We start from the raw sequence: 14667 nt of genomic DNA, 5'->3' as shown, positions 1-14667 counted from the left end.
CGTGAGACGAATGGCAAGAGCTAGGAGCGCAGTGGCAGGGGTATCCGGAACCAAGGCAGTGACCAGTCGACGTCTGGTGATCGTCGAGTCGCCGAAGAAGGCGCGGATGATCGCCGGCTTCCTGGGGTCCGGGTACGTGGTGGAGTCGAGTTTCGGCCACATCCGGGACCTGCCCAAGGGCGCCGACGAGATCCCGGCGAAGTACAAGGGCCTGCCCTGGGCGCGGCTCGGGGTGAACATCGAGGACCACTTCGACCCGCTGTACGTCGTACCGGCGGACAAGAAGCAGCAGATCCGCAAACTGAAGGACCTGCTCAAGGACGCCGACGAGCTCTACCTGGCCACCGATGAGGACCGCGAGGGCGAGGCCATCGCGTGGCACCTGCTGGACGAGCTGAAGCCGAAGATCCCCGTCAAGCGGATGGTCTTCCACGAGATCACGCCGAAGGCGATCCAGGACGCGGTCGGCAGCGCGCGGGACATCAACGACGCGCTCGTCGACGCCCAGGAGGCCCGGCGGATCCTGGACCGGCTGTACGGCTACGAGGTCAGCCCGGTGCTGTGGAAGAAGGTCATGCCGAAGCTGTCGGCGGGCCGGGTCCAGTCGGTCGCGATCCGGATGGTGGTCGACCGCGAGCGGGAGCGGATCGCGTTCCGCAGCGCGTCGTACTGGGACCTGGACGCCACGCTCGACGCCGGTGAGGGCAAGACGCCCCGGCTGTTCCCGTCACGGCTGGTCTCGGTGGACAGCAAGCGCGTGGCGCAGGGCCGTGACTTCGCCTCGACCGGTGAGCTGAAGAGCGGCAACACGGTCCACCTGGACCAGGCGACGGCGACCGCGCTGGCCGCTGCGCTGGAGAACTCGCAGTTCACCGTCCGGTCGATCGAGTCCAAGCCGTACACACGCAAGCCGTACGCGCCGTTCCGGACCACCACGCTGCAGCAGGAGGCCGGACGCAAGCTGAACATGTCCGCCTCGCAGACGATGCAGATCGCGCAGCGGCTGTACGAGAACGGCAACATCACCTATATGCGTACCGACTCGGTGACGCTGTCCGACACCGCGATCACCGCGGCCCGGGCGCAGGTCCGCGAGCTGTACGGCGCGTCGTACCTGCCGGACAAGCCGCGCGTCTACACGTCGAAGGTGAAGAACGCGCAGGAGGCGCACGAGGCGATCCGGCCGGCCGGCGAGGTGTTCCAGACCCCCGCGCAGACCGGGCTTTCGGGCGCGGAGTACCGGCTGTACGAGCTGATCTGGATGCGCACGATCGCGTCGCAGATGAAGGATGCGGCCGGGAACAGCGTCTCGATCAAGATCGACGCGAAGGCCTCGTCGGGGGAGAACTGCGAGTTCACCTCGTCGGGTCGCGTGATCACCTTCCACGGCTTCCTGAAGGCGTACGTCGAGGGCGCGGACGACCCGTCCGCCGAGACCGACGACCGCGAGACGCAGATCCCCGACGTGTCCGAGGGCGATGTGCTGCCCGCGACCGAGGTGCTCGCGTCGGGACACGAGACCAAGCCGCCGGCCCGCTTCACCGAAGCGACGCTGATCGCGCAGCTGGAAGAGCGCGAGATCGGCCGGCCGTCGACGTACGCGTCGATCCTGGGCACGATCCAGGCGCGCGGGTACGTGTACAAGAAGGGCAACGCGCTGGTCCCGGCGTGGCTGGCCTTCGCCGTCGTGCGGCTGCTGGAGGAGCACTTCACCCGGCTGGTCGACTACGCGTTCACCGCCTCGATGGAGGACGTGCTGGACGACGTCGCGGCCGGAAACCTGCAGCGCGAAGGGGTGCTCGGCCGGTTCTACTTCGGCGACGACGGCATCGAAGGCCTGCAGTCGATGGTGAGTGATCTGGGTGACATCGATGCCAGGGAGATGTCGACGTTCCCGGTCGGTCCGCCGGACAGCGGGATCGTCGTCCGCGTCGGCCGGTACGGACCGTATGTCGAGGGCGCCGACGAGACCCGGGCGAACGTGCCGGAGGACCTGCCGCCGGACGAGCTGACCGTCGAGCGCGCGAAGGAACTGCTCAGCCAGCCGTCGGGTGTCGAGTTGGAGCTCGGCAAGACGCCGGACACCGGGCTGAAGGTCGTCGCGAAGGCCGGCCGCTTCGGGCCTTACGTGACCGAGGTGCTGCCCGAGGACGCGCCGAAGAGCGCCAAGCCTCGTACGGGGTCGCTGCTCAAGTCCATGTCGCTGGACAGCGTCACGCTGGACGACGCGCTGAAGCTGCTGTCGCTGCCGCGCGTGGTCGGCAAGGATCCGGAGTCCGGTGAGGAGATCACCGCGCAGAACGGGCGCTACGGGCCGTACCTGAAGAAGGGCACGGACTCGCGGTCGCTGCAGACCGAGGACCAGATGTTCGACATCACCCTCGACGAAGCGCTGAAGATCTACTCCGAGCCGAAGCAGCGCGGCCGCCGTGCTGCCGCGCCGCCGCTGAAGGAGCTGGGTGAAGACCCGGCCTCCGGTCAGCCGGTCGTGGTGAAGGAGGGCCGCTTCGGTCCGTACGTCACGGATGGCGAGACGAACGCGACGCTGCGCAAGGACGACTCGGTCGACACGATCTCGCTGCTGCGCGCCGCCGAACTGCTCGCCGACAAGCGGGCCCGTGGGCCGGTGAAGAAGACCGCGAAGAAGGCGGCCAAGAAGACCGCGGCGAAGAAGACGACGACGAAGAAGACCGCGGCGAAGAAGACCACGGCCAAGAAGACGGCCGCCAAGAAGACGACGGCGAAGAAGGCGACCGCGAAGAAGGCTGCCGCCGAGAAGTCCTGATAGGTCAGACTGAGGCATGGCGACTGTTTCGAAGAGCCCGGTCGACGTCACCGCGCAACGCCTCCGCGAGCGCGGTGAGCGAGTCACCCCGGCCCGGCTCGCGGTCGTCGAGGTACTGGCCAACACCGAGGAACACCTGAGCGCGGAGCAGATCGGCGAACGAGCCGAACAGCTCCGGCCCGGGATCCACCGGGCCACGGTCTACCGGGCGCTCGACGCGCTGGGTGAGTTCGGTTTGGTGACGCATGTGCACCTGGGGCGCGCCGGTACGACGTACCACCTGGCCGGCGACCTCGCCCCACGGCACCTCCACCTGCGCTGCAGCGAATGCGGCAAAGTCCTCGACGTAGCCGGCGACATCCTCGACCCCGCCCGCCGCAAACTCCTCCGCGAACTCGGCTTCCACCTCGCCCCCGAACAAGTAGCCCTCATCGGAATCTGCGCCGACTGCACAGCTTGACCCCGTACTACGTCCCGCCCCACGCGACCTCCTCCGTCGCGCTCGGGGTGGTGCCCGCCAGCACCGCTAGCCCGCGCCATGTAGTACCGGATAGCTCGGTGAGCCGGTCGGCGAGGCGCGCATCGTCGCGGGGCGGACCGCCACGCCATCAGTGCGCGCGGTGGACGGCACGCACTTGGCTCGGCTGAGCGGGATTTCGCCAGAGCTGAATGGCGGAACCCGGGCCATTGATGGCCTGGCGGTCCGGCCCCGGTTCTTGGGGTTGGCCGTGCTTCGGGGAGCGCAGGCGGCGACAGCGAGCGAGCCCGCGTCAGCGGGGAAGCGGTCGCGGCAGCGATGAAGCGGTCGCGGCAGCGATGAAGCGGTCGCGGCAGCGATGAAGCGGTCGCGGCAGCGAAGAAGCTCCGCGTGGCGGGGGGAGCGCGTGAGGTTCGCGTCAGCGAGGAAGCCGCGTCAGCGGAGGAGTCCGCGTCAGCGGCGTGGATGAGGGGCGTAGCGCCGGCGGGCGCAAGCCTGGGTGGGGGTGGAGCAGCGACGGAGGAGGTGCGTGGGCGCTCGGCGTACGCGGTCAGCTGGGGCGGATGAACTGTCCATATCTGTTCATCGGTGTGGAATTGTGAGGGGCTGGGGCTTAGGGTCGATACCTGTGACCTATGACCACAGCTATGTCGAAGACTTCGCGGCTGCCGCGAATGTGTTGCCGGCGCGGGCCTGGCTGGATGATGATGCCGAGCGGATCTCGCTGACGGGGGACTGGAGTTTCCGGTTGTCGCCGAGTGTGGCGGACGCGCCGGACGACCTGAAGGACCCGGACACCTCGTCCTGGGACACGATCAGCGTGCCGGGGCACTGGCAGCTCAGTGGGTACGGCGAACCGGCGTACACGAATGTCGTCTACCCGTTCCCCCTCGAGCCGCCGTTCGTGCCAACGGCGAACCCGACCGGTGACTACGCCCGGACGGTCGAGGTGCCGGCCGGTTGGGACGGGTCGCGGATCGTGTTGCGGTTCGAGGGGGTCGACTCGCGGTTCGCCGTGTACGTCGACGGCGACCTGGTCGGCTGGTCGTCGGGCAGCCGGCTGCCGACCGAGTTCGACCTCACCGGCAAAGTTGCTCCGGGCAACAATGCGAAGATCGTCGTGCGGGTGCACCAGTGGTCGGCGGGCAGCTACCTCGAGGACCAGGACATGTGGTGGCTGTCCGGGATCTTCCGTGAGGTGAACCTGCTCGCGCTCAAGCCCGAGGCGCCGACGGACGTGTTCGTGCACGCGTCGTATGCCGATGGCAGTGGCACCTTGAAGGTCGATTCCGACGTGCCGGGCACGGTCGTCGTCGAGGAGCTCGGCCTGGAGTTCCCGACCGGCTTCGAGACGCCCGTCCCGACTGTCGAGCCGTGGAGCGCCGAGAGCCCACGCCTGTACGACGCCGTACTGCGGACCGCGGCCGGCGAGGTGCGCCTCAAGGTCGGGTTCCGCACCATCGCGATCGCCGACGGCGTCCTGACCGTGAACGGCAATCGGGTGCTGTTCAACGGCGTCAACCGGCACGAGTTCCACCCGGACCGCGGTCGCGCGCTGACCGAGCAGGACATGCTCGACGACGTCCTGCTGATGAAGCGGGCCGGGATCAACGCCGTCCGGACCAGCCACTACCCGCCGCACCCGCACTTCCTCGACCTGTGCGACCAGTACGGCCTGTACGTCGTGGACGAATGCGACCTGGAGACCCACGGCTTCGGGTACGAGCCCGAGCCACCGAACCTGCCCAACCCGGTGATGGACCCGCGCTGGCGCGACGACCTGGTCGCGCGGATGACCCGGATGGTCGAGCGGGACAAGAACCACCCGAGCATCGTGTTGTGGTCGCTCGGCAACGAGTGCGGCATGGGCGACAACCTCAAAGCCATGTACGAGTGGGCGCACGACCGCGACCCGTCCCGGCCGGTGCACTACGAGCGGGACACCCATGCGGAGTTCGTGGACATCTACTCCCAGATGTACACCTCACTGGAGGACGTCGAGAAGATCGGCGAGGACACCTCGTCGTACCGCGGCCTGCCGTTCATCCTGTGCGAGTACGGGCACGCGATGGGCAACGGGCCGGGTGGGCTGTCCGACTACCGCGCGCTGTTCGAGAAGTACCCGCGCTGCCAGGGCGGCTTCATCTGGGAGTGGATCGACCACGGCCTGCGCACCACGCGCGACGGCAAGGAGTTCTACGCGTACGGCGGTGACTTCGGCGAGACGATCCACGACGGCAACTTCGTCTGCGACGGACTGCTGTTCCCGGACCGTACGCCGTCGCCCGGCATGACCGAGTACACCAAGGTGATCGAGCCGCTGGTCATCACCGGCGACACCTCGGGCATCACGATCACCAACCGGTACGAGGTGCTCGACACGAGCCACCTGACGTTCCGGGTGCTCACCGAGGTCCAGGGCGAGCGGACCGGCTCGGGCGTCATCACCGTGCCGCCGATCGCGCCAGGAGAGACCGCCCAGGTGGAACTGCCGCCGGTCGACGCCGGTCAGCCTGAGACCTGGTTGACGGTTACTGCCGAGCTGACTGACGGTACTGCGTGGGCCGACGCGGGTCACCGCGTTGCCTGGGGCCAGGTCCGTCTCGACCAGCCCGTGGCGCCGCGGCACGCAGGCGGCTCTGTTGACGAGGGTGGTGCTGCCGGTGAGGCGCGGCACGCTCGTGCGGAGGCGGCGAGCGAGGATGTCACCGCTGGCGTCGACGGCATCGCAGTAGCTTCACTGGGCCTGCAGAACGCGCGACTGGACGTGTGGCGCGCGCCGACCGACAACGACGCGATCCCTGGCGTCGTAGAGGCTTGGAAGGAAGCAGGACTCCACCGGGTCCAGCACCGCTTGGTGTCGGCCGGCTTGCACGACGGTGCCTGGGAAGTAGTCACCCGTACTGCGCCGCCCGCGCTGCAGTGGGGGCTGGTCGCTACCTGGCGCTGGAGTCACACACCGGACGGCTCTGTCGCGCTGGACCTGTCCGTGCAGCCTGACGGTCAGTTCCCGGCAACCCTGCCGAGGCTGGCGATCACCTTCGAGCTGCCGCGGGTAGAGCAGGTCGAGTGGTTCGGTGCCGGCCCGGGTGAGGCGTACGTCGATACGCGCGCAGCAGCCGCAGTCGGCAAGTACTCGGCAACGGTGGCCGACCTGCAGACGCCGTACGTGCGTCCGCAGGAGAACGGTCACCGGATCGACACCCGCTGGGCAACCGTCGGTCCGCTCCGGATCGAGGCGGCGCCCGACCTGTTCGGTCTCACGGTCCGCGACTGGACCACGGCCGACCTGGAGAACGCGACACACGCTCCGGACCTGGTCGCCGGCGACACGACGTACGTGACGCTGGACCTCGCGCAGGCGGGCATCGGCTCCAACTCCTGCGGGCCGGCTCTCCCGGACAAGTACAAGCTCCACACCGCACCGGCGTCGCTGTCCCTGCGGTTCACCAGGGCGTAACCGAAGCCGGTCCACCCCGAGATCACCTTGGGGTGGACCGGTCCAGCCGAGGGCAAGCGCTGGCTGCCCGGAGTGGCGCGGAGGTCGGAGGTCGGGGTTGTCGGCGGGCCCGGATAGGGTTTGGGGCGTGCCGGAGGTGTATGACCCGTTGACTGACCCTGCACCGGCGCACGACCTGCGCGCGGTGTTGCGGATCCGGGCGTTCCGACGGCTGTGGATCGCGTTCGGGCTGTCGAGTCTGGGCGACTGGATCGGGTTGCTGGCGCTGACGGCGATGGCGAAGGCGTTCGCGGGCGACGACTACCAGGCGGCGAACTTCGCGATCGGCGGGGTGCTGTTCCTGCGCGTGCTGCCGGCGCTGGTGATGGGTCCGGTGGCCGGCTGGGTCGCCGACCGGCTGGACCGGCGGTGGACCATGATCCTGGGCGACCTGATCCGGGCCGCGTTCTTCGTCACGATCCCGATCGTCGGCACGCTGACCTGGCTGCTGGTGGCGACCGTGCTGATCGAGATCGTCAGCCTGGTCTGGGGTCCGGCGAAGGACGCGAGCGTGCCGAACCTGATCCCCCGGCACCGGCTGGAGGCCGCGAACCAGCTGAGCCTGATCACGACGTACGGGTCGGCTCTTCCGGCGGCGGCGTTGTTCACCGCGATCACCCTGGTGACGCGGTGGGCCGGTGACTTCTCGATCGACCTGGCCGTCTATCTGAACGCCGCGACCTTCGTGGTGTCCGGGCTGGCGATCGTGTCGGTCGCCGAGATCGGCCGGACACCGGGTCACGAGCACGAGGAACACCCGACGCTGTGGCGCACGATGGTCGAAGGCTGGTCGTACGTGACCGGTACGCCGGTCGTCCGCGGCCTCGTCGTCGGGATCTCGGGCGCCTTCGCGGCCGGGGCGGTGGTGATCGGGCTCGGCCGGACCTATGTGGAGGATCTCGACGCGGGCGATCCGGGGTACGGGTTGCTCTTCGGTGCTGTGTTCGGCGGTCTCGCGCTCGGGATGGGGTTCGCGCCACGGCTGTTCTCCGGGTTGTCCCGGCGCCGGCTGTTCGCGGCCGGGCTGGTCGGATCGGGGATCGGGCTGGCCGGGCTGGCGCTGATCCAGCAACTCGAGATCGCCACGATGATCGCGGTCGTGCTCGGGTTCTGCGCGGGCGCCTCCTGGGTGTCCGGCTACACGCTGCTCGGGCTGGAGGTGCCGGACAACGTTCGCGGCCGGACCTTCGCGTTCGTCCAGTCGGCCGTCCGGACCGTGCTCGCGGTGACGCTCGCCGTCGCGCCCTTCGTCGCCGGCGCCATCGGCCGGAACACGGTCAACCTGCCCGGCGACCGTTCGGTGACGTACAACGGCGCCTCGATGACGATGCTGATCGCGGCCGTACTGGCCAGTGTGATCGGGCTGGTCGCCTGGCGGCAGATGGACGACCGCCCCGGCGTACCGTTCTGGCGGGACCTGCGGCGCAGCTTCGGCAAGACGCCCGGCGTCTACCCGACCACCGGCTTGTTCATCGCTCTCGAAGGCGGCGAAGGCGCGGGCAAGTCGACCCAGGCGGCGCTGCTGGTGAAGTGGCTCGAGGAGCAAGGCCAGCAGGTCCTGCTCACCCGCGAGCCGGGGGCCACGGATCTCGGCAAGACGTTGCGGCAGATCGTGCTCGACCCCGCGACCGGCGACATCTCGCACCGGGCCGAGGCGCTGCTGTACGCCGCCGACAAGGCCGAGCACGTCGACTCGGTGATCTGGCCGGCGCTCAAGACCGGCGCCGTCGTCATCACCGACCGGTACGTCGACTCCGCGCTGGCCTACCAAGGCTCCGGCCGCGACCTCGATCTCACTGACGTCGAGCGGGTGAACCGCTGGGCCACCGACGACCTGCGGCCGAACCTGACCATCTTGCTGGACCTGCCGCCCAAGAGCGGCCTCGGCCGGTTCGCCGAGCGGGACCGGATCGAGGCCCAGTCGGCCGACTTCCACGAGCGCGTCCGGGCCGCCTTCCTGGAGCTCGCGGCCGCCGAGCCGCAGCACTACCTGGTCCTCGACGCGACGCTGGACCGCGAGCAACTCGCAGCCAAGATCCAGGAACGCCTGCTGCCGATCCTGCCGAAGGTGAAGCCATGACTGTTTGGGACGACCTGGTCGGGCAGGAGCCCGCCGTCGCCGTACTGAAGCGAGCCGTGAACGGTGCCGCCGCCCGGATGCGGGGCGAAACCGGCACGGCGACCAACGGCATGACCCACGCCTGGTTGATCACCGGGCCGCCGGGCTCCGGCCGTTCCAATGCGGGCCGGGCCTTCGCGGCCGCCCTGCAGTGTCCCGACCAAGGCTGTGGCGACTGCGCCGTCTGCCGTACTGCGATGAGCGGTTCGCACCCGGACGTGTCGCTGATCCGCACCGAGTTGCTGTCGATCCGGGTCTCCGAGATCCGCGAACTGGTCCGCCGGGCGGCGATGAGCCCGACCCAGGGCGGCTGGCAGGTGATGGTGGTCGAGGACGCGGACCGGCTCACCGAGCAGGCCGCCGACGCCTTGCTGAAGAGCATCGAGGAGCCGGCACCGCGCACGGTGTGGGTGCTGTGCGCTCCGACGGTCGAGGATGTCGTGCCCACGATCCGGTCCCGCTGCCGCCTGCTCGTACTGCGGACGCCGCCGGTGGCCGCGATCGCCGAGATGCTCGCGACGAAGGGCGGCGTCGAGCCCGAGCTGGCCGGGTTCGCGGCGCGCGCGGCGCAGGGCCACATCGGCCGGGCCCGGGCGCTGGCCCGCGACCCGGAGGTCCGCGACCGGCGGAACAAGGTGCTGGAGGTTCCGTTCGAGCTGCGCGACATCGGCGCCTGCCTGAACCTGGCCCAGCAGTTGGTCGATGCCGCCAAGGCCGAGTCCAAGGTCAGCGCGGCGAAGGTGGACGAGAAGGAGCGGGCCGAGCTCGAGCAGGCGCTCGGGATGGGCACCAAGGGCGCCAAGCCGCGCGAGACGGCCGCGGCGATCAAGGAGCTCGAGGACCAGCAGAAGGCCCGGGCCAAACGTTGGGAACGCGACGTCCTGGACCGCTCGCTGGTCGACCTGATGGCGCTCTACCGCGATGTCCTGGTGCTGCAGACCGGCGCCGGCGCCGAGCTGATCAACGCAGAACTGCACCGCAACATCGAGCAACTGGCCCATCGGACGAGCCCGGAGCAGACGATTCGGAGGATCGACGCGCTGTCGGCCTGCCGTGAGGCGATCGAGGGGAACGTGGCGCCGCTGCTGGCGCTGGAGGCGATGACGATCGCCTTGTTCGAAGGGTGAGATGCGCGCCTGAGGAGCGGACGCCGCTGTAACGAAGTGGGCGGTCGCGCCGATGTCAGCGGTGGCTGGATCACCGGCTGACGCGTCCCCCATGAAGGAACTGCATGACCCAACCACCGACCCCGATCCAGCCTGCCCGGACGCAACTCCCGTCCGCGGAGTCGTGGCTGACCGGCGTACCGCTGCCTGCGCAACGGCAGTTGGACGGGTATGCCGTGGCGGGGTTCGTGATCAGCCTCCCCGGACTGACCGCACCGCTCGGCGCCGTCCTGGCCCTGGTCGGCCTGGCCCGGATCCGGAAGTCCGGGGCGCGCGGGCGGAAGCTGGGCGTCGCCGCGCTGGCGATCTGTGTGGGCTGGGCGATCGCGATCGGTGTCGCCGCCGCACTCGGTCTGTACGGCGAGCACAAGGCCGGCATCGGACGGTCCGTCCCGATCGCTCAGTTGAAGGTCGGGAAGTGCTTCGACGCCGACCTGGACGCCGGGAACACGCTCAAGCTGGTCACGATCGCCGACTGCGCCGCGGGGCACGCCGGCGAGGCCTTCGCGAAGGCGTCGGCCGGGCTGACCGGACTGTCCACCGACGAGAAGGGCACGGCGGCCACCCAGGCGTGCGCGGTGTCCTTCCAGCAGTTCGTCGGGAAGCCTTACGTGCAATCGGAACTGGACATGTACTACGTGGTGCTGGAGGATCATCCTGTTGCTGACGGCAACGTCCTGTGCCTGGTCGGCAAGCCCGGTGAGCGGTTGACCGGTACGATGCGCGGGTCGCAGCGCTGATCATCGTCAGGACACCAGCTTCGCTGGGGGGAGAACCGTGAGCTACCCGCCGCATCCGCCGGACCCCAACCGTCCGCAGGACACCCCGCGGGACCGGCCGGGGCAGCCCGCCCAGCAACCAGGTCAGTATCCGGCGAGCAATCCGCCGCCCAGCTTCCCGACGTACGGGCGACCGGAGCCGCAGCAGAACCCGTACGAACGGCCGCAGGATCCGGCGGCGCCTTTCGTTCCGCCGAGTTCGCCGGTGCAGGGCCCGCCGTACCAGGGCGGTCCGCAGAACCCGCAGTACCCGGGCGGGCCGCAGTACCAAGGCTCGCAGCACCAGGGCCCGCAGGGTGGTCCGCAGTACCAGGTGCCGCCGCAGGGGCCGCAGTACCCGCCGCAGTACGGGTACGGCTACGGGTATCCCAGGGTCCACCAAGTGAAGACGAACGGGCTGGCGGTCGCGGCTCTGGTCTGTGGTCTGGTGGGCATCTTCTTCTGGATCACCGCGCCGGTCGCGGTGGGGCTAGGGATCGTCGCCCTGGTGCAGATCAAGCGGCGGCGCGAGAACGGGACCGCTCAGGCCGTGGTCGGGCTGTCGATCGGTGGGCTGCTCACCTTGGTGTTCACGGCGGTCGTCATCTTCCTCGTCGCCGTCGACTGGAACGAGGGCACCGACAGCGACTACGGCTCCGATCAACCGGTCGCGACCTCCTCCGCCTCTCCGGACAAGGTCTATGTCGACGACCTGATCGTCGGGGAGTGCTTCGACGACGGTTTCGACGAAGGGGAGGCGGTGCGGCAGCCCTGCCCGGAGTTGCACGACGCCGAGCTGATCTCGAAGGTCACCCTGCCCGCCGGCGCCTACCCCGGCGACGCCAAGGTGAAGGAGTCCGCTCGATCGGCGTGCCGCCAGGAGTTCACCAAGTACATCGGTGTCTCCCCGGACAAGTCGGTGCGCAAGTCGGGCTTCTGGTGGCCGGACGCGGAGCTGTGGAAGGACGGTGACCGGGGCGTCGTGTGTGCCGCGTACGGCGAGAACGGTGCTCAGCTCCGTGGCAGCGTCAAAGGCACCAAGCGCTAGCAGCACCCCGAGCGCGGGCAGCACGCCGACTCGCGCACCCCGAGCAGGCACAGCACGCCGACTCGCGCACCCCGAGCGCGGGCAGCACGCCGAGTGAGCACACCTCGAGAGTCGGGCGCACCGAGAGTGCGGAGACGCGTCAAGTGGGCGCTCCCACGTAGGCTGGCCGGGTGGGAATGGTGATGGCGGTGTCGTTCGAGCGGTACGGGCGGCTGTACTACCTCGACCCCGGCTCGCATCGACCGCGGGTCGGGGACAAAGTGCTGGTCCCGACCGACGACGGGCCCGAGGTCGCCGAGTGCGTCTGGGCGCCGCAGTACGTCACCGAGGAGATCGGCGGGCTGCCGCTGTGTGAAGGCATCGCGACGACGGCCGATCTGGACCGCGACGAGCAGAACCGGCAGCGCCGCGCCGATGCCCGCCTGATCGCCAAGCGGCTGATCCGCGAGCACGGCCTGCCGATGAAGGTGGTCGGGATCGACTTCGTCGACCGCCGGCCTGACGTCGACCAGTTGGTCATCATCTACTTCTCCGCGCCGCACCGCGTCGACTTCCGCGAGTTGGTTCGTGATCTGGCCCGCGGTCTGCGGGCCCGGATCGAGCTGCGCCAGGTCGGCGCCCGCGACGAGGCGCGGCTGCAGGGTGGCATCGGCCCGTGTGGCCGCGACCTGTGCTGTGCGACCTTCTTGAAGGACTTCGAACCGGTCAGCGTCCGGATGGCCAAGGACCAGGACCTGCCGCTCAACCCGCTGAAGATCTCCGGTGCCTGCGGCCGGCTGATGTGCTGCCTCAAGTACGAGCACCCGCTCTACCAGGAGTTCAACGCCAAGGCACCGGCCACCGGTACTGCGGTCGAGACGCCGGCGGGGGACGGGGTTGTCGTCGGGCACAACGTCCCCAGCGACACGGTTGTAGTACGGCTGGCGGCTTCGGGGCGGCGGTGTGCCTGCAGCCGGGCGGACGTGTGCTCGCCGCGCCAGCAGTACGAGGCGTCACCCACGACCACGCCGGACGCCGTACCGGTAGAGCCGGTGACAGCAGAGCCCGTGTCTGTAGAGATCGCTGAGCGGCCGGCGGCTGAGGTGGAGCACGCGGGTGAGGCTGTCGTCGAGCAGAGGCAGGCGCGTGAGCCTGCGGCTGAGCTGGAGCAGGCTGGTGAGCCTGCCGTCGAGCAGACTCCAGGAGAGACCGGCGGTAAGCGACGCAAGCCGCGCCGCCGACGCCGGCTGAGTCAGGCAGGCGACGACCAAGACACGGGAGACAGCTCGCAGTGATGACGCGCAGGACGATCGCAGGTCTGGCAGCCCTGGCGGCACTGATGAGCGGATGTGGAGTGGCCAGCAGGGCTCAGGACTCGGACAGGCCGGGCGGCGTGACTACAGGCGGCGCCACGCCCAAGGGGCCGGCCGGCCCGATCCCTGCGGGGCTGGAGAAGTTCTACCGTCAGCAGCCGAGCTGGTCGCGCTGCGGCTCGGGCAACCAATGCGCCACGATCACTGTGCCGCTGGACTACGCGAACCCGTCGGGCAAGACGATCGAGCTGCGGGCGCGCAAAGTGCCGGCCCGCGACCGCGCCGGCAAGATCGGCACTCTCTTCATCAACCCGGGCGGTCCCGGGGCGTCCGGCCAGCAGTTCGCGGCCGCGGCCGGATTCGCGCTCGGGCAGAATCTGCTCCGGAAGTTCGACATCATCGGCTGGGATCCGCGCGGAGTCGGTGAGTCGACGCCGGTCAGCTGCCTCGACACCGAGCAGCTGGACAAGTTCATCGCGACCGACGGCAGCCCCGACAACGACGCCGAGATCACCGAGCTGAACGACGAGTCGAAGCTGTTCGCCGAGGGCTGCGAGCAGAAGTCGGGTGAACTGCTGCCGCACGTCTCCACCAAGGACGCCGCCCGCGACATCGACGTACTGCGGGGAATCGTCGGCGACTCCGAGCTCTACTACCTCGGCATGTCGTACGGCACGTTGCTCGGCGCGACCTACGCGGAACTGTTCCCGAAGAACGTCGGCCGGCTCGTGCTCGACGGTGCGATCGACCCGTCGCTGTCGTCGGAGACCAACAACATCGCGCAGGCGAAGGGTTTCGACACCGCGCTGGACGCATTCGCCGAGGACTGCGCGCAGCGCGCGTGCCGGCTCGGCAGCACGAAGGCGGAGGTGCTCGCCAACGTCGACAAGCTGCTCACCGAGACCGACGCGAAACCCCTTCCCGGGGACGGCAAACGTCAGGTGACCCAGGCGATCGCCGTACTGGGCGTGATCTTCCCGCTCTACGTGAAGGAGTACTGGCCCCGGCTCGAGGACGCCGTGGTCGACGGGCTGGACGGGAAGGGCGCCCGGTTGCTCGCGAATGCCGACGAATACACCGACCGGACCTCCTCCGGGTACAGCGACAACGCGAACGAGGTGATCTACGCGGTCAACTGTCTCGATCGCCCGGATCTCACCTCGATCGCGCAGGCCAAGGCGCAGGAGGCGAAGTACAAGGCGGCGTCGCCGCGGTTCGGGTCGTTCCTGCTCTGGGGCTCGCTCGCCTGCGCGAACTGGCCGGTGAAGCCGACCGACAAACCGCACGTGATCAAGGCGCCCGGGTCGAAGCCGATCGTAGTGGTCGGTACGACGCGGGACCCGGCCACGCCGTACGCCTGGGCGGTCGGGCTGGCCAAGCAACTGGACAACGGCGTCCTGGTCACCCGGGACGGCGACGGTCACACCGGCTACCACGAGGGCAACGCGTGCGTGGACAGCGCGGTCGAGACCTATCTGGTGAAGGGCACTCCGCCGTCCGGCGACATCAAGTGCTGACAGGA

The 14667-nt window shown here is 69.3% G+C and carries 9 protein-coding genes; all 9 read left to right on the top strand.

Annotated features, from left to right (window positions below; all coding sequences use genetic code 11):
* The first annotated feature begins 10 nt into the window (after positions 1-10).
* The 9 genes from topA to EV138_RS13855 all read left to right on the top strand — a co-directional run bounded on the left by topA (position 11) and on the right by EV138_RS13855 (position 14662).
* Complete coding sequence (gene topA / locus EV138_RS13895; protein ID WP_133979336.1) at positions 11-2785, top strand: type I DNA topoisomerase; 2775 nt, start codon at positions 11-13, stop codon at positions 2783-2785.
* A gap of 16 nt (positions 2786-2801) precedes the next feature.
* Positions 2802-3245: a Fur family transcriptional regulator gene (locus EV138_RS13890; protein ID WP_133979334.1), complete on the top strand. Its 444-nt coding sequence runs from the start codon at positions 2802-2804 to the stop codon at positions 3243-3245.
* Positions 3246-3891: 646 nt separating this feature from the next.
* Positions 3892-6723 carry a glycoside hydrolase family 2 TIM barrel-domain containing protein gene (locus tag EV138_RS13885; RefSeq protein ID WP_238158123.1) on the top strand — a complete coding sequence of 944 codons (2832 nt, stop codon included), beginning with the start codon at positions 3892-3894 and terminating at the stop codon, positions 6721-6723.
* Positions 6724-6871: 148 nt separating this feature from the next.
* Complete coding sequence (tmk, locus tag EV138_RS13880) at positions 6872-8842, top strand: dTMP kinase (protein WP_238158122.1); 1971 nt, start codon at positions 6872-6874, stop codon at positions 8840-8842.
* Positions 8839-10008 carry a DNA polymerase III subunit delta' gene (locus EV138_RS13875; RefSeq protein WP_133979330.1) on the top strand — a complete coding sequence of 390 codons (1170 nt, stop codon included), beginning with the start codon at positions 8839-8841 and terminating at the stop codon, positions 10006-10008. The genes tmk and EV138_RS13875 overlap by 4 nt, the downstream gene beginning before the upstream one ends.
* A gap of 104 nt (positions 10009-10112) precedes the next feature.
* Positions 10113-10787: a DUF4190 domain-containing protein gene (locus EV138_RS13870; RefSeq protein WP_133979328.1), complete on the top strand. Its 675-nt coding sequence runs from the start codon at positions 10113-10115 to the stop codon at positions 10785-10787.
* Positions 10788-10824: 37 nt separating this feature from the next.
* Positions 10825-11853, top strand: coding sequence for a DUF4190 domain-containing protein (locus EV138_RS13865; protein WP_133979325.1), 1029 nt, complete (start codon positions 10825-10827; stop codon positions 11851-11853).
* Between the two features lie 176 nt (positions 11854-12029).
* The gene (locus tag EV138_RS13860) at positions 12030-13127 is read left to right on the top strand and encodes a PSP1 domain-containing protein (protein WP_133981893.1); all 1098 of its coding nucleotides are present in this window, start codon (positions 12030-12032) and stop codon (positions 13125-13127) included.
* The gene (locus EV138_RS13855) at positions 13127-14662 is read left to right on the top strand and encodes an alpha/beta hydrolase (RefSeq protein ID WP_238158121.1); all 1536 of its coding nucleotides are present in this window, start codon (positions 13127-13129) and stop codon (positions 14660-14662) included. Before EV138_RS13860 ends, EV138_RS13855 begins: the two co-directional genes overlap by 1 nt.
* The last annotated feature ends 5 nt before the right edge of the window (positions 14663-14667 follow it).

The organism is Kribbella voronezhensis, assembly GCF_004365175.1.
Classification (GTDB): Bacteria; Actinomycetota; Actinomycetes; order Propionibacteriales; family Kribbellaceae; genus Kribbella; species Kribbella voronezhensis.
Note: the sequence above shows the minus strand (reverse complement) of the source record. Positions and strands in the feature narration are given on the sequence as shown.